Origin of the sequence: Streptomyces sp. NPDC002935, assembly GCF_040611295.1 — a bacterium.
Taxonomy (GTDB): domain Bacteria; phylum Actinomycetota; class Actinomycetes; order Streptomycetales; family Streptomycetaceae; genus Streptomyces.
In genome coordinates this window covers 43,653-64,400 of the sequence record NZ_JBEXNW010000007.1, presented here as the reverse complement: position 1 = coordinate 64,400, position 20,748 = coordinate 43,653, and the positions used below count along the sequence as shown (strand labels likewise).

The 20,748-nt window shown below is 68.6% G+C and carries 16 protein-coding genes and 2 pseudogenes; 9 read left to right on the top strand and 9 right to left on the bottom strand.

Annotated features, from left to right (window positions below):
- Positions 1-53: 53 nt before the first annotated feature.
- From ABZX90_RS11455 to ABZX90_RS11430, 6 genes and pseudogenes are all read right to left on the bottom strand, one after another.
- The gene (locus ABZX90_RS11455; RefSeq protein WP_351119208.1) at positions 54-893 is read right to left on the bottom strand and encodes a phospholipid scramblase-related protein; all 840 of its coding nucleotides are present in this window, start codon (positions 891-893) and stop codon (positions 54-56) included.
- 52 nt (positions 894-945) lie between these two features.
- A complete protein-coding gene (locus ABZX90_RS11450; RefSeq protein ID WP_355203735.1) occupies positions 946-2,997 on the bottom strand; it encodes a phosphocholine-specific phospholipase C in 2,052 nt (683 codons plus the stop codon).
- Between the two features lie 380 nt (positions 2,998-3,377).
- On the bottom strand, positions 3,378-4,556 hold the full coding sequence (locus tag ABZX90_RS11445; RefSeq protein ID WP_355203732.1) for a DUF6183 family protein: 1,179 nt from the start codon (positions 4,554-4,556) through the stop codon (positions 3,378-3,380).
- Positions 4,557-4,706: 150 nt separating this feature from the next.
- Positions 4,707-5,171, bottom strand: coding sequence for a DUF3592 domain-containing protein (locus ABZX90_RS11440; protein ID WP_351119205.1), 465 nt, complete (start codon positions 5,169-5,171; stop codon positions 4,707-4,709).
- A 427-nt stretch (positions 5,172-5,598) separates the two neighbouring features.
- A pseudogene (locus ABZX90_RS11435) lies at positions 5,599-5,889 on the bottom strand (antibiotic biosynthesis monooxygenase family protein); the annotation flags it as partial.
- 162 nt (positions 5,890-6,051) lie between these two features.
- Positions 6,052-7,014, bottom strand: a complete 963-nt coding sequence (locus ABZX90_RS11430; protein ID WP_355203729.1) for a carbohydrate kinase — start codon at positions 7,012-7,014, stop codon at positions 6,052-6,054.
- 259 nt (positions 7,015-7,273) lie between these two features.
- Here ABZX90_RS11430 and ABZX90_RS11425 point away from each other — a divergent pair, with 259 nt between their 5' ends.
- From ABZX90_RS11425 to ABZX90_RS11405, 5 genes are all read left to right on the top strand, one after another.
- Complete coding sequence (locus tag ABZX90_RS11425) at positions 7,274-8,290, top strand: sugar ABC transporter substrate-binding protein (RefSeq protein ID WP_351119203.1); 1,017 nt, start codon at positions 7,274-7,276, stop codon at positions 8,288-8,290.
- A gap of 209 nt (positions 8,291-8,499) precedes the next feature.
- Complete coding sequence (locus tag ABZX90_RS11420) at positions 8,500-9,492, top strand: ABC transporter permease (RefSeq protein ID WP_351119202.1); 993 nt, start codon at positions 8,500-8,502, stop codon at positions 9,490-9,492.
- On the top strand, positions 9,492-10,328 hold the full coding sequence (locus tag ABZX90_RS11415; protein WP_351119201.1) for an ATP-binding cassette domain-containing protein: 837 nt from the start codon (positions 9,492-9,494) through the stop codon (positions 10,326-10,328). Before ABZX90_RS11420 ends, ABZX90_RS11415 begins: the two co-directional genes overlap by 1 nt.
- 76 nt (positions 10,329-10,404) lie before the next feature.
- On the top strand, positions 10,405-11,427 hold the full coding sequence (locus ABZX90_RS11410; protein ID WP_355203725.1) for a LacI family DNA-binding transcriptional regulator: 1,023 nt from the start codon (positions 10,405-10,407) through the stop codon (positions 11,425-11,427).
- A 725-nt stretch (positions 11,428-12,152) separates the two neighbouring features.
- Positions 12,153-12,686, top strand: a complete 534-nt coding sequence (locus ABZX90_RS11405; RefSeq protein ID WP_355203722.1) for a hypothetical protein — start codon at positions 12,153-12,155, stop codon at positions 12,684-12,686.
- 517 nt (positions 12,687-13,203) lie between these two features.
- On the opposite strand, the gene ABZX90_RS11400 is transcribed toward ABZX90_RS11405, so the two are convergent.
- A complete protein-coding gene (locus tag ABZX90_RS11400) occupies positions 13,204-13,797 on the bottom strand; it encodes a helix-turn-helix domain-containing protein (RefSeq protein WP_355203719.1) in 594 nt (197 codons plus the stop codon).
- Between the two features lie 109 nt (positions 13,798-13,906).
- Here ABZX90_RS11400 and ABZX90_RS11395 point away from each other — a divergent pair, with 109 nt between their 5' ends.
- From ABZX90_RS11395 to ABZX90_RS11385, 3 genes and pseudogenes are all read left to right on the top strand, one after another.
- Complete coding sequence (locus ABZX90_RS11395) at positions 13,907-14,920, top strand: NADP-dependent oxidoreductase (RefSeq protein WP_355203716.1); 1,014 nt, start codon at positions 13,907-13,909, stop codon at positions 14,918-14,920.
- Between the two features lie 65 nt (positions 14,921-14,985).
- A pseudogene (locus ABZX90_RS11390) lies at positions 14,986-15,469 on the top strand (IS5 family transposase); the annotation flags it as partial.
- Between the two features lie 110 nt (positions 15,470-15,579).
- A complete protein-coding gene (locus ABZX90_RS11385; protein WP_355203713.1) occupies positions 15,580-16,617 on the top strand; it encodes a helix-turn-helix domain-containing protein in 1,038 nt (345 codons plus the stop codon).
- Between the two features lie 462 nt (positions 16,618-17,079).
- On the opposite strand, the gene ABZX90_RS11380 is transcribed toward ABZX90_RS11385, so the two are convergent.
- Complete coding sequence (locus tag ABZX90_RS11380) at positions 17,080-18,585, bottom strand: GMC family oxidoreductase N-terminal domain-containing protein (protein WP_355204156.1); 1,506 nt, start codon at positions 18,583-18,585, stop codon at positions 17,080-17,082.
- 218 nt (positions 18,586-18,803) lie between these two features.
- Here ABZX90_RS11380 and ABZX90_RS11375 point away from each other — a divergent pair, with 218 nt between their 5' ends.
- On the top strand, positions 18,804-19,079 hold the full coding sequence (locus tag ABZX90_RS11375; RefSeq protein ID WP_351119195.1) for a hypothetical protein: 276 nt from the start codon (positions 18,804-18,806) through the stop codon (positions 19,077-19,079).
- Positions 19,080-19,996: 917 nt separating this feature from the next.
- Here ABZX90_RS11375 and ABZX90_RS11370 read toward each other — a convergent pair.
- Positions 19,997-20,662 carry a TetR/AcrR family transcriptional regulator gene (locus ABZX90_RS11370; RefSeq protein ID WP_355203710.1) on the bottom strand — a complete coding sequence of 222 codons (666 nt, stop codon included), beginning with the start codon at positions 20,660-20,662 and terminating at the stop codon, positions 19,997-19,999.
- Positions 20,663-20,748 lie beyond the last annotated feature (86 nt).

Genomic DNA, 20,748 nt, shown 5'->3' with positions numbered 1-20,748 from the left:
GTGACGGCCGGTTGCGGAGAGGTCCGCAACCGCCCTTCCGCACATCCGGTGGGTCAGCCCAGCCCGCGGGAGTCCTGCTTGAGCGCCGTGTCGACGGTCAGCGCCGTCGCGACGACGAGGCTCAGCAGCGGCTCGGGGAGCTGGAAGTGGATCTGCAGGACGTAGTTGTCCGCGGTCGTGAACATCGTCTTGGCGAGGCCTTCCCAGGTCTTCGTGATCCGGGCCACCTCGTTGTCCGTGTGGTCGACGATCGCGAAGTTCCAGGCACGCCAGTTCTCCGCCTTGATCGCACCGACCTTCTGGCCGTTGACGTTGATCGCGAAGTTGATCTTGCCGAACATGTTCTGCTGCACGATCTCGCCGACGGTCGAACCGTCCGGACGCGACACGATCACCCGCGACTTGAGGATCTTCCCGGGGCGCGTGAGCAGCAGCTGCGGCTGGCCGTGCGCGTCACGGATCTCCAGTTTGTGCGTCATGAACTGGTCGAGGCTGGAGACGAAGCGCAGGATCTTCTTGAGAATGCCCTGCCCGACCTGGACGACCGAGCCGATCGGGTTGCCCTGCTGGTCCATGACCTTGTACTCGTTGGTCAGCTCGATCAGCTTGGCCTTCTGGTTCACCACCAGGACCGGCTCGGTGAACAGGGTGCCGCCGCCGACGCCGCTCGGGGCCACCCCGGCCTGCTGCTGCACCTGACGCTGCGCGCGCGGGTCGGCCCCCGGCGCGGCCTGCTGGGGGAACGCCTGCTGCGGCGCCTGGCCCTGCTGCGGTACCTGCTGTGCCGCCGGAGCCTGCTGGTCGGTCCACTGCGAGCCGTCCCAGTAGCGTTGCGTCTGGGGCGCGTTGGGGTCCGGGTACCAACCTGCAGGAGTGTTCGAATGCGTGGTCACCGGGGCACCCTACCGTGACATGGCCGGAAAACAACTGTCAGTTGGGTATCCATCAGGCGGTGATGAGGGCCGGGTCGCTGACTCCCGGTCGGCCATTCTCGACATGTCCGGCGAATCGCCTCAGGTAGCCCGCGTCCGTGTCCCAGACGACGGTCAGGTCGTACCAGCGCTTGCTCGCCCGCAGGTCCACCGTGTACTTCACGGTCGCGCCCGCCCGTACCCGGAAGACGTGAGGCTGTCCGCCGTAGCCGCTGGTGAGCTTGAGCGTCGCCGTGGCGGCACCCTTGTTGACGAGGGTGAGCTCCACGTCGCAGCCGACATGGCGGGCGGTGACCTCGGGCCCCGCTGTCCTGTTGGCGCCCTTGAAGGTACGCAGGAAGCCGTTGGGACCGTGCACCGTGAGGTCGTACGAGCCGGCCGAGTACGCCGAGTTCCAGGTGTCCGAGACGGTCTTGCCCGCCTCGGTGGTGTACGTCCAGGGGCCGTCGGTGCGGTTGCCTGAGGTGACGAGGAAGGCCGCGCCGGCCTTGGCGCCGGAGCCGAGGGTCAGCGTGAACCTGCCGGCCGCGGTGTCCGCCGAACCGTCCACGAGGGGCGCGTACTTGAGGGGGCGGGCCGGACGCGAGCCGCGCTCCTGCCGGGGCAGGACGGGGTTCGCCGGCGGGGTCGGCACATAGTCGGGGTGACGATCGGTGTCCGGCGGCCGGTAGCCGTCGGTGTCGGGCAGCGCGACCGGCTTGGTGTCCTTGTGCGCGAAGTCGAAGGCGGCGGTGAGGTCGCCGGTGATGGCGCGGCGCCAGGGCGAGATGTTGGGCTCGCGCACCCCGAACCGGGCTTCCATGAAGCGGATGATCGAGGTGTGGTCGAGCGTCTCGGAGCAGACGTAACCGCCCTTGCTCCAGGGCGAGACGACGAGCATCGGCACCCGCTGGCCGAGTCCGTACGGTCCTGCGGCACGGCTCGCGTCACCCTGGTAGAGGTCCGGGCCGACGTCGACCGTGGACTTGCCCTGCGCGGCGGACTGCGGCGGGAACGGCGGTACCAGGTGGTCGAAGAAGCCGTCGTTCTCGTCGTACGTGATGAACAGCGCTGTCCTGCTCCACACCTCGGGGTCGGAGGTGAGCGCGTCCAGCACCTGGGAGATGTACCAGGCGCCGTAGTTGGCGGGCCAGTTGGGATGCTCGGTGAAGGCCTCGGGAGCGGCGATCCAGGATATCTTCGGCAGCTTCCCGCCCTGCACGTCGGCCCGGAGCTGATCGAAGAAGCCCTCGCCCTTGCGGGCGTCGGTCCCGGTGCGGGCCTTGTCGTAGAGCGGGTCGCCGGGCTTGGCGTTGCGGTACTGGTTGAAGTACAGCAGCGAGTTGTCGCCGTAGTTGCCGCGGTAGGCGTCGTTGATCCAGCCCCAGGAGCCGTTCGCGTCGAGCCCGTCGCCAACGTCCTGGTAGACCTTCCAGGAGATCCCGGCCGCCTCCAGCCGCTCCGGGTACGTCGTCCAGCCGTACCCGGCCTCGTCGTTGCCGAGAACCGGGCCGCCGCCCTTGCCGTCGTTGCCCGTGTAACCCGTCCACATGTAGTAGCGGTTCGGGTCCGTGGAGCCGATGAACGAGCAGTGGTACGCGTCGCAGATGGTGAACGAGTCGGCCAGCGCGTAGTGGAACGGGATGTCCTCACGCGTCAGATAGGCCATCGTCGTCGCCGACTTGGCGGGCACCCACTTGTCGTACTTGCCCTTGTTGAACGCGGTGTGCCCGTCGCTCCAGCCGTGCGGGAGGTCCTGGATGAACGCGAGACCGAGGTCGTCCGCCTCCGGGTGGAAGGGGAGCACGTCCTTGGTGCCGTCCGACTGGTACCAGACCGACTTGGTGCCCGTCGTGGTGGCCGGACGCGGGTCGCCGAAGCCGCGGACACCCCTCAACGAGCCGAAGTAGTGGTCGAACGAACGGTTCTCCTGCATCAGGACGACGATGTGCTCGACGTCCTCGATCGTGCCCGAACGGTGGTGCGCGGGCAGAGCCGCCGCGCGCTGGATGCTGCTGGACAACGCGGTGAACCCCGCGGTGCCACCGGCGAGTTGGAGGAATCGGCGCCGATTCACTTGAGGCATGGGTGGGTGACCTCTTGTCCTGATGGGCCCATTTGGCCGGAAGTTGATGGAACGTGCGCGAAAGGAGTGTTCCAAGAGCACCAAACGTCAGGGAAGGGCCCTGTGGCCCTGGCGTGAAACTCGGCGGTACGCGAGACGAACGCTTCCGGACGGGGCATCGGAGCCCCGGGGAGCAGCGGCTCCGGCCGGGCCGACCCAGCGCTCATCACAGGCGATCAGCATGATCGGGGCCGGCGTCGCGAACGGCCGGAGGAACCTGGGGAATACGTGGGGCGTCGGCCACGTCGGGGCCCGCAAGCAGCGCGGGGACTGCCTCCGGGATGTTGCGCTTCTTCCGCCGTCACCTGCCGGTGCGGACCGGCGGACGGGCGGCCACGCCGTCAGTCGGCGGTGGCGGCCAGTACGGCGAGTCGGCGGCCGTCCGGGGTCAGGGTGGCCACGGCCAGGCCCGAGACGCCCTGGCTGAACCAGTCGGTGGCCGCGTCGAAGGTGAACCAGTGACACGCCTCGGCGCGCTCTCCCACCTCGTCGGCCGACGCGCCGTCGGGCGCGCCGCACAGCGCGGCGAGCGTCCGCCACGCCGCGAGGCGCCCGTAGGCGCCTTCCTCGCGCGTGCCGTCGTTCGCGCTGATCCAGAACAGCCTGGCCCACAGCTCGCCCGGCTCGCAGGTCTTCACCCACTTCTCCTGGGGGTCCAACCCTTCCAGGCACGCAAGATCCAGCGACGCCAGGACGGACGGAACGTAGGACGGGTACAGCGTTGCGGCGAATTCGAAGACCCGGGCCTCGATACGGAAGTTGGGCTCCCCCTCCCAGGTGTTCACCGCTGTACGCAGTGCCCGCGTCAGCGGCCGGGTCGTCACCTCGACGGCACGCGGCGCGGGCAGCTGCGCGGCGGGCACCTCGATGCTGCGTGTGCGAAAGAAGGAGCGAGAGGTGGCGCACCCCGCCGAGCCGTCGGCGGAGTGGCTGATCGCCTCCGCCTCCTCCTCGAAGGAGTGGAGGGCGTGCGGCAGCCAGGCGAGCGGGTGCCGTGCGCGGTGCGCGGAGGCGGCCCAGCGTGATGCCGTGGGCAGGTCCGCCAGGTCGGCCCCGCGCAACACCAGTTCGTTCACAAGGCAGTTGCGCAACTCTTCGGCGCCGCCTTCGCTGTCCCCGCCGTCCCCGCCGTCCTCGCCGTCCTCGCCGTCCTCGCCGTCCTCGCCGCGGCCGTCGGCGAACACCGCGTCCAGTTCCCGTGGCGTACGGGCGCACGCCAGCACCTCCGCGGCCCAGCGGTCACTGCTGTCGTCATAGGAGCGCGGCACGGCCAGCAGCCGCAGCGCGTGGTCGAGGGCGTCCTGCCCGGGGGCGAACATCAGCATGTGCGCCAGGCGGTACACGGCAACGCGGTACCGCTGCACGTCCGCGCTTCCGAACCGCGCGTGCAGGACGGCTCCCAGGCACGCGACGAACGCGGTGTCGCCGGCGGAGGCCCTGCGGCGCGCCGGGTCCACCACTGCGGGCGCGTCCTCCGGCCCGGCCAGTCCGTCCACGATCCGCTGTATGTCGTCGTCCACCCCGCAACCCTAGAGCCGGGGCGGCGGACCGTAGCGGATTACCCGGGACCTCGACTCCGAGACGTGGAGTGCCGTGACCGCCACGCGGTGGACCGAGCCGCCCCGAGTTCGGGGCGGGGGAATCGCGACTCGGGAAGGCTAGGACAGGTCCTAGTTGCCGCCCGCGAACAGGGAGAGCACGCCGATCCCGACACCGGCGATGACCAGGGCAACGGTGACGGCGACGGCGAAGAACGCCAGAAGGCATCCGAGCTCCCGCTGGGCCCTGCGGTCGCCCGGGAGGGCGACCGTGGCCTTGTCCGGGCGCTCCGGCAGATAGGAGACGGTGAAGAGGTCACCGGGGACGGTCGTGTCCGGAGCGGCGTCCTCGAACCGGACCTGCCGACCGTCGTGGGTGACGAACTCGAAGAGGTAGTGGCGCCGCAGCGAGGAGGGACGCCCGCCGCCGCTGCGCCGCACCGTCTCGATTCTTATGCATCTGCCCTCGGTACGCAGGCCGTTCCGCTGCGCCCGGGTCCGCCAGCGAACTCGGTTCACCGCCACCACGGCCATGGCGATCGGGGCGAGCACGATCACGGAGATGATGGCGACGAACACAAGCGCGATGAAGATCATTCGAAGTTCCCTTGGTGCGAATGGTGCCGTTGGTGCGACAGCGCCTGCGAAGCCGGGTGAGCGTCGGGAGTTCACCCCAGGACGCCGTACGGGGAGGACCGGTTCGGCCACCCCCGCCCGGGTGACCCCGTGGCGTGGACCGCCGGTCCGGGAACCATCACCCGACCCACCGTCAACACCGGTCACGCGGCGCCGTCCAAGACAGGACGGATACCGAGCCCCTTCCGTTCCCTCAGGTCCACCGAGTCCGCCGACACGGAAACCGTGAAGCCGCTTCACGCGTTCAACGCCTCGTCCAGCCCTTCCGTCCGACGGCAGCCGCCTTGCCGAGTGACCGGGAGCGTCACGTGTCAGAGGCAGCAGCCTCTCTAACTGGCCTCTGAGCGTCTTGAGTTGGCCGGTGTGGATCACGGGTGGGCGGATTCGTGGCCAGCGGGTTCAGGAACGTCAGCACGGAAGCGTCCTCTTCGATCAGCGGAACGAGGGCGGCGTTGAAAGGGCTGCCGTACGGGGCGTTCAGGTGCGCTTGGAAGGCGTCCTCGTCCCGGTACACCTCGAAGATCCAGAAGGCGCGCGGGGCTGCTGCCTTGGTGTGGACGTCGAAGGCGAGGTTGCCTTCTTCCTCGCGCACTTTCAGTGCGTAGTCGCCGATCAGACGGGCGACCTCGTCCTGTGCTCCCTCGCGGGCGGTGAACTCCGCGAGCAGGGTTTTCTTCACGGTCTCGTGTCCTTGTCAGTCGTGGGCGTCAGCTGTGGGCGTCGGTCGTGAACGTCACTTGTGGGCGGAGTCGAAGTGCCGGACGACGGCCTTGTCCAGCTTCACCGAGCCGTTCTCGGCCAAGGGTCGGGGCGGAACTGCCCGGCGCGGCCCGCCCGCCCGTCAGGCGCCACCGGCGGCCGTGAGCTCCGCCAACTGGTTCCGCCACGGCGGATTGGGACCGGCGACCGAGCAGGTCAGGGCCGCGACCCGGGTGCCGAACCGGCAGGCTTCCGCGACCTCGTCGAGACCGAGATCGGCCAGCCGGCCACCGAGGAGTCCGCGGGCGCCGAAGTGGTGCAGCAGGCCGGCAGTGAAGGAGTCCCCCGCGCCGACCGTGTCGACGACCCGCGTGGCCACCGCGGGCACCCGCAGCCGTTCGCCGGCGAGCGAGGCCAGGGCGCCGTCGGCGCCGAGCGTGATCACGACGAGCCGTACCCCCGCCGCATGCCAGATGTCGCACGCCTGCTCGGGCGGAGTGCCCGGCAGGAGGAGTTCCAGGTCGTCCTCGCTCAGCCGCAGGATGTCGGCGAGAGCGCACCAGTGCGCCAGCCGGGCGCGGTAGACCTCGGGGCGCACCAGCAGCGGCCGGACGTTGGGATCGATGCTGATGGTGGCCCGCGGGGCAGCAGCCGCCAGGAACTCCTCCACCGCCGCCCCGCCGGGCTCACGGACCAGCGCCAGCGACCCGGTGTGCACACAGGCCGTTTCGGACAGATCCACCCTTGCCAGTTCCCCTGGAGTCCACTGCCAGTCGGCCGTGTTCTGCGCGTGGAACGAGAACGCGGCCTGCCCGGTGGCGTCCAGCTCCGCCACGGCCAGCGTGCTGGGCTCGGCGGCGGCGACGGCGTACGACAGGTCGACGCCGGACGCCTCCAGGTGGGCCCGGAACAGGCGGCCGAACACATCGCCGGACAGGCGTGCGAGGAAGCGGGCCGGCGTGTCCAGCCGGGCCAGGGCCACCGCCGTATTCGCAGGTCCGCCGCCAGGCAGCACCCGCAGGGCGAGCTCGTTCGAGGCGCTTGCCGGTTCGGCGAAGGCGTCCGCGACGCACTCTCCCAGAACGGTGATCTGACGCGGGCTCATGGGCTGCTCTCTCTCGGAAAGGCTCGGAAAGACCGGGCAAAGGGGCGGCGCGGCGACACAGCCACTGACCGGCCGCGCGGAGCCGACGGCTGGGGACGTTGCCAATTTGTGACGAGTGGAAGGCATTGACGTTGCCGGGATCCGGAGTCCATCATCCTGGCCAGGCAGTGTCAACGATGACATAAGTCAACGATGACACCCCGGGCGGCACGCTCTGATCCCAACCCCCGTGCCATCCGCTATTCCACAGGAGTCGATCATGTCTCGCACCACTCGCCTGTCCTCGTCCCTCCTCCGAGCCGCCGCGGTCACGGGCGTCGCGGCACTCACCCTGACGGCCTGCGGGTCCGGCTCCGGTTCGAGCTCCACGGGTTCCGGCTCGGGCAAGGTGAAAGTCGGTCTGATCACCAAGACCGACACCAACCCGTTCTTCGTGAAGATGAAGGAGGGCGCGGAGCGGGCCGCCAAGGAGAACGGTGCCCAACTGTCCACCGCGGCAGGCAAGTTCGACGGGGACAACGCCGGGCAGGTCACCGCCATCGAGAACATGGTCGCCGCCGGGGTGAAGGGCATCCTGATCACCCCGAGCGACTCCAAGGCGATCGTGCCCGCGATCCAGAAGGCCCGTGCCAAGGGTGTTCTGGTCATCGCGCTGGACACGCCGACCGAGCCGGAGAACGCGGTCGACGCTCTCTTCGCCACCGACAACCTCAAGGCCGGCCAGCTGATCGGCGAGTACGCCAAGGCCGCCATGAAGGGCAAGACGGCGAAGATAGCCGCCCTCGACCTGGCGCCGGGCGTCTCCGTCGGCGTCCAGCGACACAACGGCTTCCTGAAGGGCTTCGGCGCCACCGACAAGGACGTCGTGTGCGCCCAGGACACCGGTGGCGACCAGGCCAAGGGCCAGACCGCGATGGAGAACTGCCTGCAGAAGTCGCCCGACATCAACGTCGTCTACACCATCAACGAACCGGCGGCCCTGGGCGCGTACACCGCGCTGAAGGCCAAGGGCCGGGAGAAGGACGTCCTGATCGTCTCTGTCGACGGCGGCTGCACCGGCACCCAGGCCGTCAAGGACGGCAAGATCGCCGCGACTTCGCAGCAGTACCCGCTGAAGATGGCGGCCGAGGGCGTCAAGGCAGTCGTGACGTACGCCAAGGACGGCAAGAAGGCGTCCGGTTACACCGACACCGGCGTCACGCTGATCACCGACAAGGCGCAGGACGGGGTCACGTCGAAGGACACCGTCTACGGTCTGGAGAACTGCTGGGGCTAAACCCCCCGGGACTGTCGTCACCTTCCCGTCGTCCGCCGAGGCAGGCGGGAAGGTGACGACAGCCCCAGGACCGTACGACACCGCCACTCCCCTCAGCGGGGCGGTCGGCCCACCTCCCCGACCAGGGACGGCCGCCCCCCTTGTCCCGTCGGCGGGGCTTCTGCCCTCGTCCTCCGACAAGGACATCTGTCTTCCGACAAGGACTTCGCATGACAGCCACGACAACGCCGTACTCGGAGCTCAAGGCACCGACCACAGCCCGCAGACTGCTCACGGCGCCGACCACCGGCCCCCTGGCCGCCCTCCTCCTGGCCTGCGCCTTCTTCTCCTTCTCGACCGACCAGTTCCTGACCGGCGGGAACTTCTCGCTGATCGTGCAGCAGGTCATGGTCGTGGGCACCCTCGCCATCGGACAGACCCTGATCATCCTCACGGCGGGGATCGACCTGTCGTGCGGGGCCGTGATGGCGTTCGGCAGCATCGTGATCGCCAAGATGGCCGCCGAGGGCTCCCTGCCCCCGCTCCTCGCCGTCGCCCTGGGCCTGGTGGTCTGCGGCGGGTTCGGTCTGCTCAACGGGTTGCTGGTGCAGAAGATCCCGTTGCCGCCGTTCATCGTCACCCTTGGCATGCTCAACGTGGCGTTCGCGCTGACCCACATCTACTCCGAGGAGCAGACGGTCACCAACCTGCCCGGCCCGCTGACGGCCCTCGGGGAGACCTTCCCGCTGGGCCACACGGACATCACCTACGGCTCCCTGGTCACCATCGCCCTGTTCCTCCTCCTCGCCTACGCGCTGAGCAGCACCGGCTGGGGACGGCACGTCTACGCCCTGGGCAACAGCGCCGAGGCCGCCCGGCTCAACGGCATCCGTACCTCTCGCCTGACCATCGGCATCTACACCGTGGCCGGTCTGCTGTACGGCATCGCCGCCCTGCTGCTCATCTCCCGCACCGGAGTCGGCGATCCGCAGGCGGGGCAGACCGACAACCTCGACAGCATCACCGCCGTGGTCCTCGGCGGCACCAGCCTCTTCGGCGGACGCGGCTCGGTCCTGGGCACCTTCATCGGCGTCCTCATCGTCGGCGTGTTCCGCAACGGCCTCCAGCTGATGGGCGTCGCCTCCATCTACCAGACCCTGATCACCGGAGTCCTGGTGATCCTCGCGGTGACCGTCGACCAGCTCTCCCGGAAGAAGGCCTGATGACCGTCACCTCCTCCCCCACGCCCGTGCTGCAGGCCCGCGGTCTGGTCAAGCGGTACGGCCAGGTCACCGCCATCGACGGCGCCGACTTCGACCTGCTCCCCGGTGAGGTCCTCGCCGTGATCGGCGACAACGGCGCCGGCAAGACCAGCCTGATCAAGGCCCTCACCGGCGCGGTGACCCCCGATGCGGGCGAGATACGACTCAACGGCGAGCGCATCGCCTTCTCCGGCCCGCAGAGCGCACGCGCCCACGGCATCGAGACGGTCTATCAGGACCTCGCCGTGGCCGCCTCCATGGACATCGCCTCGAACATGTTCCTCGGGCGCGAGCTGCGCCGCCCCGGCGTCCTCGGCAGTGTCTTCCGCATGCTGGACAAGAAGCGCATGCGCCAGGAGGCCGCCGAGCACATGGCCGACCTGAAGATCGGCCTGCGCTCGCTGACGCAGTCGGTGGAGACGCTCTCCGGTGGACAGCGGCAGGCCGTCGCGGTCGCCCGTTCCGTCGCCTGGGCCCGCTCCGTCGTCGTCATGGACGAACCCACCGCGGCCCTCGGCGTCAAGGAGTCGGGCCAGGTCCTCGACCTCATCCGCCGGGTCCGCGACAAGGGCATGCCGGTCGTCCTGATCAGTCACAACATGCCCCACGTATTCGAGATCGCCGACCGGATCCACGTCCACCGCCTCGGCCGGCGCGCTGCCGTGATCAAGCCCTCCGACTACTCCATGGCCGAGGTCGTCGCCATCATGACCGGCGCCCTCACCGTCGACGAAACCGGAGATACTGTCGTAGCGGATTCGGAGGCCGCGAAGGCCGCCGGAGTCCGGGCCACCTGACAGCACAACCCAGCTCTCACATCTTCCGGCCGAGGCCGCGGCCGGAACCGAGAGCCCTCAGGAGACGGTTTCCTCCATGGCAGCGACCCGCCGCCCCACCCTGGCCGACGTCGCCCGAGAAGTCGGCGTCAGCGCCAAGACGGTCTCCCGAGTCCTCAACGAGGACGGACCCGCCTCCGCTCAGACCAGGGAACAGGTACTCGCCGCAGTGGCCAAGCTCGGCTTCCAGCCGAACCTCATGGCCCGCAACATCCGCATCGGCGGCCCGGACACCACCATCGGCCTGGTGATTCCCGACCTCGCCAACCCCTTCTTCGGAGCCGTGGCCCGCGCCATCGAGGACACCGTCCGCGAACGCGGACTGACCCTCCTCATGGGCTCCTCCGCGGACGACCCCGAGCGCGAACGCGCCCTGACGGACAAGTTCCTCGCCCGCCGCGTCAGCATCCTGATCGTCGTACCGTCCGTCGGCGCCGACCACTCCCACCTCAAGTCCCACCGTACGGCGGGACTGCCCGTGATCTTCCTGGACCGACCCGGAGTCGGCCTCGCCACCGACAGCATCGTCAGCTCCAACCGGGCCGGCGCCCACGACGGCGTCGCCCACCTCATCGCCCACGGACACCGGCGCATCGGCTTCGTCGGCGACCTGCCCGTGAAGCTGTACACCCGCCGTGAACGTCTGGCCGGCTACCGCTCGTCACTCCACGAAGCCGACATCCCCGACGACCGCTCGCTCCTCGCCAACGCCCACAACCAGCAAGGAGCCGAGACCGCGACCGCCCACCTCCTCGGCCTGGCCGATCCCCCCACAGCCCTGTTCGCCGGCAACAACATCATGGCGCTGGGCATCGTCGCCGAACTGGCCCGCAGCAAGCGCAAGGACGTCGCCGTCGTGGCCTTCGACGACATCTCGCTCGCCGAGGCACTCGAGCCGGCCCTGACCGTCGTCGCCCAGGACGCGGAAGAACTCGGCAGGGCAGCCGCGACCACCGCGCTGACCCGACTCGACGGCGACCGCACCCGCGCCCGCACCATCATCGTCCCCACCCACCTGGTCGTACGAGGCTCGGGCGAACTCCCTGTGCCTGCGTCGTAGGAAGCGTGACCTGGAGCTGGCGCCGAACTGCACGGCCAGGCAGGCTGTCGAGACCGGCCGGCCGGCATTGCCGCGCTTCGGCATGGCGGCGAACCCGCAGGTGACACCGTGGGCATGGACGGTTTCGGAGACGGTGGCTTCGCTGCCGGCCCGGATCGCACAGTGCTGCCGCCACTGGGCGCAATTCATCGGACATCTTCCGTGAGACGGAAGTCGTATTGCGGCCCAGTGATGTCTGCCCGAACGGTGCCACCACCATCAGAGACGGGAGCCAGCCCCCATGCCTCACACCACCGCCTTCGCCCGGAACCAGTGGTACAGCTAGCGCAGCTTTCTGACCTGCGCTTATGCGGGCCGATGAGGCTGTGACCCGCAAGGACGGGTTGCAGAGGCGATCGGAGGCAGTCAGAGGAAATCACTCTGACTCGACCCCGGTTCGACCCGGGTCACTCAGAGGCAGTCAGAGGCAGCAGCTTCTGTAACTGGCCTCTGAGGGACACGAGTTGGCCGGCGTGGATCACGGGTGGGCGACTCTGGCGGCGCTCTGATTCGACCTCGGTCGAGCTGCGATGGGGACGCCTGCCTCCCGCTCGGGGCCAGGCATGAGAGGTCTCCAGGATGGCCGTCCTGGAGACCTCGCCGGCACCGATGGAGGTCGGTCCGGACACCACCCGTGGTTTTAGCGGGCCTGGGTGGCGTCCACGTCTTTGCGAGACGACCCCACCGTGCCCAACAGCACCCACCAGCCACTCCCCCAACGACGCATCCTCTTCGTACACAGCCCGCTGGGCCTGTCCCGACTGCCGTCGGCTGCGGCCGATCTGATCCTGCTCGGAGATCTCACCGGCCGCTACGCCAACGGCAGTTACAGCAGGCTCGCCTCCGACGGACGGACCGTGTCTCTGCGCGCGGACCACCAGCGCGCGGCCGAGCATGGGCACCGGATCACCGCGGGCATCGCCTGCCACGTGGCCCGAGCCGACGGAACTCTCGACCAGATGACGCAGTTCCTGCTGCATCCCGAGCACGAGGGTGGTCGCCACGCCCGACAAATCGCGCTGCGCTCAGGGCAGTCACGCGCCCTGGACTACATCTGCCGGGTGTGGCCAGTGCCTCGGACTCGGTCGGCAGCACCAGGGCGCTGGGCTCCCGCCACGACGCCTACGAGGTTCTCGCCTCGCTGCGCGACCGCATCGAGACCACGCCCTGGCGCGGGGAGCGGGGACGGACCGCGCTACGGGTCCTGCGAGCGCACCTGAACTTCGCCGAGATCGCGGGCGGCCCCCTGCACCACGCCAGCGAACGGCAGGCCGCCGAAGTGGCGGGCATATCCCGCACGACGCTGCGGGCCGTCTACGAGATTGTCCACAGCCACGGCAACCCCACTCCGTCGTCTCGTCTCCGGACCACTCAGTTCCCCCCGACCCGGCACTTGAGGAGTGGACCACCCCTGAGACGGCCACGACGGCCGACATCGACTCCATCGTCATCGGCCGACTGACGCGTTCGGCGACGTGCCGGGCGACCGCGTCGACGCTGGGGCGTGCGTACCGCTCCAGGGAGTGGACGGAGGCGTGACGGGAGCGGGCCGGCAGCATCGGGGGGGGAGGTGCCGCCCTCGGTGTCGTGTGTCAGGGTGCTGTGGCGGATCCGGTGCAGTGTTCAGCCGTCGCGCGCGGCTCGATGCCGGCGCCCTTGACCGGCTTGGCGAACTCGGCGTCGAACCGCTCATGCCGAGCGCGCGGCCGAGTTCGCTGGTCCGCGTGCGCGATGATTTCAGCTACGGGCCCGAGGGCGGCGTTCCTCCTCGGCATCGCTGCTCCCTGCGCTCGTCAGAATCGCGCTCGCGACAACCTCGAAGAGGTGGTCGGCGCGTGGCGCGAGCGAGTGTTGATCGCCGAGCCAAGCAAGCATGGCCACCAGCGCGAACAAATCGGCGCCATCGATATCGCTCCGCGCCAATCCCGCGGCCTGGGCACGGGTGAGGAGCCGCGCACCGGCCGCGCGCAGGGTGACGCACGATGCGTGGAGTGCGGACTCGGTGTCCTCGATGGCGGCTGCCATCAGAACGGTCACGCCCCGATACTCGGTTGTCCACGCGACGCAGTCGCGTAGCCACGAAACGAGAGCATCTTCGGGTGAGCTCAACGTTTCGAGCTCGGCTGCCTGTGCCGCCAGCTCGTCGAAGCTCGTGCGGAGCAGGGCATCGAGCAGCGCCTCGCGCGTCGGGAAGTGACGCAGCAGCGTCGCGAGCCCGACATCGGCCCTGCGCGCGATGTCGCGCAGTGACACGTCGACGCCTTGCTCGGTGATGGCGGTGCCCGCTACTGCGAGCAGGTGGTCGCGGTTCTTCCTGGCGTCGGCCCGCATCTGTCCCCTTGACTATCCGGATCAGTGATCCATATATTCGCACCAGTGGTCCGTTTATATGGATCACTGATCCGGATAAGTCTATCCCGCAGCGCGGGCAGGAGAAACGATGCCGACACACACGATGAGGGCGGTCCGGCTCCATGAGCACGGTGGCCCTGAAGTTCTGCGTTACGACGAGGTGCCGATTCCCGAGCCGGGGCCGGGCGAAGTACTCGTTCGCGTTCACGCGGTCGGCATCAATCCTCCGGACTGGTACCTGCGCGGCGGGCTGACCAGGATGCCCGGGGAGACGGAATCGACGGTCACCCTGCCGGTGATTCCGGGGACGGACATGTCGGGCGTCGTCGAGGCCGTCGCCGCGGACGTGGACGGCCTCGCCGTAGGTGATGAAGTCTTCGGTCTTCTGCGTTTTCCCAGCTTCAACGGCAGCGCCTACGCCGAGTACGTGGCCGCGCCAGCGTCGGACCTCGCACGCAAGCCGGCCGGCATCGACCACGTACACGCCGCCGGGGCGCCTATGGCCGGGCTCACCGCGTGGCAGTTCCTGATCGAGGTCGGACACGATCACCCCTCACCCTTCCAGGAGGCACGGCATCGCCCGACGGCACTCGACGTCGACACGACGGTGCTCATCAACGGCGCCGCGGGCGGCGTGGGGCACTTCGCACTACAACTGGCGAAATGGAAGGGCGCACGCGTCATCGCGGTGGCATCGGGCGCGCACGAAACGTTCCTGAGCGAACTCGGCGCCGACCAGTTCATCGACTACACCAAGAGTCGCCCCGAAGACCTCGTGCACGACGTCGACCTCGTGCTCGACACCGTCGGCGGCCCCGACAGCAAACGCTTCCTGCGCACGCTTAAGCGCGGCGGCGTCCAGTTCCCCGTACTTCCCGGGGACTTCGACGAAGAAGAGACCGCGAAGCTGGGCGTCACGGTCTCGAGCGCCCAGGTCCGCTCGAACGGCGCACAACTCGCTGAACTGGGGCGCCTGCTCGACGCGGGCACAATCCACGTCGCGATCGACAGCACGTTTGCGCTCGCGGATGCCCGAGCCGCGCACGAACGCGCCGCCCGAGGGCACATCCAGGGCAAGATCGTGCTCACGGTTGCCTACTGATCGTTTCAGAGTGAAATGCGGTGTGGGGCTTGGCAGTTGGGTGTTGTGTGGGCAGGATCCGTTGGGTGCCTGCTGATCTTGTGCCTGATGACCTGCGGGAACGTGTGGCCCCGCTGTTGCCGGCTCATGCGCCCAGGCGGCATCGGTATCCCGAACGGTTGCCCGCGGATGACCGGGCTGCGCTGCGCGGCATCGTCTATGTGCTGTGCAAGAGCGTGAGCTGGCGGGACTTTCCCGCGGAGCAGGTCGGCTGCAGTGGCGTGACGGCCTGGCGGCGTCTGCGGAACTGGACCGAAGCCGGGGTCTGGCCGCAGCTGCACGAGGTGTTGCTGGCCGAGCTGCGGGCCGCGGGCCTGCTGGACATGGACGACGCGGCCGTTGACGGCTCGCACGTCCGGGCGCTCAAAGGGGGCTCACACCGGACCTTCGCCGGTCGACCGGGCCCGGCCCGGCAGCAAACACCACCTGATCGTCGACAGGCACGGAACCCCGTTGGTCGTCTCGCTGACCGGCGGGAATCACCACGATGTCACGCAGTTGATGCCCCTGAGGGGTCGCGTCTCTCGTAGGAAGATCGGCACAGCGCCCACATGAACCACGGCGACGTCCGTACGGAACACGGGCACCGCGTTGAAGCAATGAATGTGAGGGATCGGAGAGTGACGAACAGTACTGGAGCGGAGGTCGACGGCGCGCGCGGGGTGTTATCAGTGGACTCGACCGCCCCGGGCGCCGCACCGCGGGGACTCGACGCCTTCCGGCGCGGGTGGGAGACGCAGATCGGCGACGATGTCTTCCAACTGCCGGCCTTCAGCCCGGACACGATCGGTGACTTCCGGGTCAAGGGCCACGTGGCCAAGGTGCAGGGCGCGGCGATCGCCGATCTTCACGCCGCGTCGGCAACCCGGACCGCGGACGTCCCGGGCGGCGATCAGGATCTGGTGGCGATGTACGTAGTGCAGCGCGGCGCGTGGACTCTGGGCGGCCCGCCGGGTTGCGGCGAGCAGACCGTATCGGCCGGGCAGTTCCTCGTCCGGCACCTCGGGCGCCTGTCGGCCTTCGAGACGTCGGCGCACCTCACGGCGAAGTTCTTCGTCCTGCCCCCCGGCGAGCTCAAACCCCTGCTCGGGAACCGGGTCATCACCGGGCCGGCGGACTCGGCCGAGATACGCCTGCTGACGGCCCTCACGGACATGATCCACACAACGGTGGCCGACCTCGGCCCGGCCGGTGTGGAAGCCGCCCACGCCGCCCTGATCGAGCTGGCCAAGGCGGTGACGAAGGGCCGGTTCGACGACGTAGAACCCCGGCTGGCTCCCGCGCTCACGCAGGCAGCCAAGGACCTCGCGGACCGCCGGCTCGCTGATCCCGAGCTCTCTCCTGCGATGCTTGCGCGTGAACTCAACGTCTCCGTCCGTACACTGCACCGGGCATTCGCCGCGGTGGGAGAGCAGGTGGCCACCTACATCCGCCACCGGCGACTGCAAGAGGCCCGGCTCGCCCTCTCCGCGCCGTCAGGTCGCCCGAGCATCTCGGAACTCGCCGCACACTGGCAGTTCGCGGACAGCAGCCACTTCACCCGGACCTTCAAGAAGTACTACGGTCAGACTCCCACCGAGTACGCCCGCTCGACCGGAGCAGCCTCGCTCTCGCCGAACCGGCACCCGCCGGGCCACGGGTCGGCCGAAAGCGCGTGACCAAAGGTACGACCGCAGTTCAGCGGATGCCGCCTACGCGTGTCCCAAGCAAGGCAGGGCGGCGCTGTGGGCGGCCTGGGCATGTGACCGCGGCGGGATGTTGTCGATGAGGGCGCGGGTCTGGGTGCCCTCGCCGGCACTGCCTGCGGGGCCCTCGGTCGTTTCAGGACCTCAGCGGTTCCCGGCGAGCTGAGAGGTGATCCACCGCCCCTGGGCTCACCATTGGGTCGTGTTTGCCGGCCGCCTTCCGCTGGCCGACCCACGACGGACCGGCGTCAGCTCCCCCCTTTCGCGCATATGTGGCAGCCGTCCGCACAGGGCCTGGAACCGTCGAGCTCGCCGGCCGCCTTGAGGTTCGGCAAGCAGGATGCCGGCAACTGGTCGAAGACTCCGGCCAGCTGCCGACGGTCCAGGCGTCGGGGATGAGCGTGTTGTGGAAGCGCCGTGGGCGCTGAAGAAAACTCAGTCGACCAGTTCGGCGGCCCGTTCGGCGATGGCGTAGACGGTCGCGTTGGTGTTGGCCGAGGGGATGGACGGCATCACCGAGGCATCGGCGACCCGCAGTCCGGCTATTCCGTGCACGCGAAGGTTCGCAGGGTCGACGACGGCATCGGCGTCGGTTCCCATGCGGCAGGTGCCGGTGAAGTGGAAGTAGGGGCCGGTGGCCTTGCGGATGAACTCGTCCACGGATTCGCCGGTCGTCCCGGAGCCCGGCACCGCTTCCTGCTTGCGCCAGTCGGCGAACGCGTCGGCCTCCCCGATGCGGCGTGCCAGGGCCAGGCCCCTGCGCATGATCTCCAGGTCACGGTCGTCGCTCAGGTAGCCGGGGTCGACGACGGGAGCGCTGCCGGGATTGGCGTCCGCCAGGCGCACGGTGCCACTGCTGTGCGGAGCCATCGCGGAGAAAGCGATGGAGTAGCCGTTGGCCGGCGGCTGGCCCCATGCCGACGGGAGCGGTGCGGCGACGATGTAGACCTGAAGGTCCGGCCGGGCCGCGGCGGGGTCGCTGTACAGCAGGCCCATCATTTCGGCCGGCGGGTTGGCAGGAACGAACGGTACGGGCTGGATGGCCTCGTACACCACGCCCGCCATCGGATGGTCCTGCAGATGGGAGCCCACTCCCGGCAGGTCGGTGACGACGTCGATACCGTGTTCCTCAAGGTGTTGTGCCGGGCCGATCCCTGACAGCATCAGGAGGTGTGCGGAACCGATGGCTCCCGCGGTCAGTACCACCTCGGCGCTGTCGACGGACAGGTGCTCCCCACCGATGGTGTACTCGACGCCGGTGCAGCGGCCCGCGGTGGTGCGCAGCCGCTGCACGGTCGCATCCGTGACGACGTCCAGGTTCGGCCGGTCGAGGAACGGACGGATGTAGGCGTCGGCCGCGCTCTGGCGGGCACCGTCGGGCAGATTCATGTCACTCCACCCGAACCCGGTCTCAAGCCCGCTGCCGATGTCATCGGCGCGTGCGAACCCAGCCTCCACCGCGGCGTCGACGCCCGCCGTGGCCAGGGGATGGGGTTCCGGGACCGGGGCGACCGCGACCGGCCCGTCCGTGCCCCGCACGGAGGCATTGCGGCTGCGAGTGCTCTCGCTGCGGCGGAAATAGGGCAGCAGATCGTCGAAACCCCAGCCTGGAGCACCGAGGCCGGGCCATTCGTCGTAACCGGAGCGGTGCCCCCGCAGGTGGTAGAGGCCGTTGATGCTCGACGATCCGCCGAGCGCCTTGCCGCGCAGCACGTCAGCGGCCCTGCCTGTACCGGCCTGCACGGTCGAGGCGCCCAGCCAGAGGGATGACGGGTCAAACCCCAGGAAGCCCCAGGGAGATGCCATCGTCTCGGTTGCGTCCCGGGCTCCTGCCTCCAGCAGCAACACCCGCACGCCGGGGCGTTCCGAAAGACGGGAGGCAATCACGCATCCCGCTGTCCCCGCTCCCACCACGACATAGTCATAAGGACTCTTGCCCATCATGTCTCCGCTTTCCACGGCAGCCTTGTCCGACCACCGGATTTCAGAAAATCAGCTCCTCGACGATCAAGGAGCTGATTATGCTTGTGTACTAAAGGGGTCCAAAAGTGAAGATGGTTGTCTTCGCGTCAGCCCTGTGGGTCGCCCAGCCGCGTCCGGGCTCGGCGCGCAGAAGGCGTGGAACCGGCTGATCAGCAGCGAGCGGGCTCCAGTGGAGCATGGCTGTCCGGATGGAGGCCCGCCACGCGCCCCTGCCGGTGTGGGCGTTGCTGGTGCTGACGGACACCGAGGTGACCCGATGGCAAACGATCACCTTGATCCGGCGGGCCTGCGATCCGCACACTGCCGATCACCCCGTTGGGGATGTCCATGTCGGCGCCGGTGCCTGCGATGACGGCCACACGGCCGGAATTCTCTTGGTTCACGAGTTTCTCGACTTTGGTATGTATCCGGCCAGGAACAGCCCGGGTGTTCCCTCTGCCGTCGAAGCTTAGGAAAACCGACACAGCACGCACTTGAACCACCGCGACGTCCGTTCGGAACCTGAGCGCCATAAGACAACGTTGGAGCACATGCTTCGGTTCGTTCACGGGCGGGCAGGGTGGCGAGACAGTCGGCGTCACACAGCACTGCGGCAGGGAGCCCCGCACGGTCGGCGCCCGTAGCGTCGCCGCAAGCCCACTCGCCGGCAGTACGAGGCCAAACCTGACGCCCCATCGGAACGATGCCGAGCAGGCGCCGCATCTCCGCCTCGGCCTCCTCGTCCGAGGGCCCTGAGGCGATCGGCCTGTTCGTGATCAGCCTTCGAGATCCCTGATCATCAGGGGTCGCGTCTCTCGTTGCCGAACCAGCCGAACCGGCCACGGCGGCGCGTACGCAGGCGATCAGCTCATCTCGGCGTGCTGAGGCGTCATCCGCCTTCCGAACGTGATCGTTCAGTTCGGGGTGATGGGCATGAACTCCGGTTTGTGGCAGGAGAGATGGGCGTAGTTCGTCCGTTCGTCCCGCTCGCGGAGGTGGCTGGTGCCGTCGGTCGGTCACCGGGAGGCTCGGGAGAAGAAGGTCCGGGAAGAAATTTCGCGGTTGCGGGCAGCCATGACCTTCACGGACTGCGGGCAGGGCCGTTTCGGGGCTCTGATCGGAGTTTTGTGAATCCGCAGGCGCAGGAAGCACACAGCGGGAGGGGGCAGACCGTCTCACCCCTCGCCCAAGACCCCGCCGTCCAGGAACGAGGCTTTGGGTAGTCGGGCGAACGACTTCGTTGAGCTGGTCAAACGTGGCGCCAACCTGACCTACTGCACGACGAGTGCCGGCGAACTCGAAGCACTCGCTGCGGATCAGTCGTTCGACTCGTCAATTGTCGAGGAGGCCGGAAAAGCCCATGGCTTTGACCTGTCCGGTGCAACGCAGGTCAGCGGCGGGGTAGCACGCCCAGGAGGGTTGCGGTCAGGGCCAGCTTCAAGTAGTCGTTCAGCTCCAAGTGGAAGCGGGCCAGGTCGGGTTCGGCCTGGTAGGCCGCCTGGAGGCTGGGCGGGGGTGTGCTGTACGCCGACAGCGCGCCGGCCATGACCATGGTTTGCAGGCTGAACAGTGTTGCGTTCTCGCCCAGCTCCGGCAGGTACTTCTGGATCAGGGCGGTCATGCTTGTCAGGCGGTCCAGGGAGGCGCGCTTGTAGCGTGCTACGACGTCGACGGAGACGTTGTGTTCCAGGACGCTGCCCTGTGCGCCGAAGAGGTCGCACATCACCACTCGGCCGGAGAGTGAGCGGCTGAGAATCTCGGCCACCGCTGCCGCTCGCTCGGCCATGGGCAGATTTTCGTCGACGCCGGCGGCCAACTCGTCTGCCAGTTCCGTCAGCCACTCCTGCAGGAAGTGGTCCAGCAGTTCCAGCAGCACCGCCTCGCGGGACTCGAAGTAGCGCAGCACGTTCGGCTTCGCCAGGCCTACCCGGCGGCTGAGCTCGTTCAGGGTGACCGCGGCCACGGGCATCTCGTCGAGCATCGCCGACGCCGTGTCGAGGATCGCCCGTCGGCGGATCTCCCGCTGCTCTTCGGTTCGCGCCCTCTGGAAAGTCACGATCGCCAGCCTAACTTAGGTACCTGCGGTACGTTGACAACGTACCGAAAGTACTTTAGCGTCGACACAAGATACCTTCGGTACGT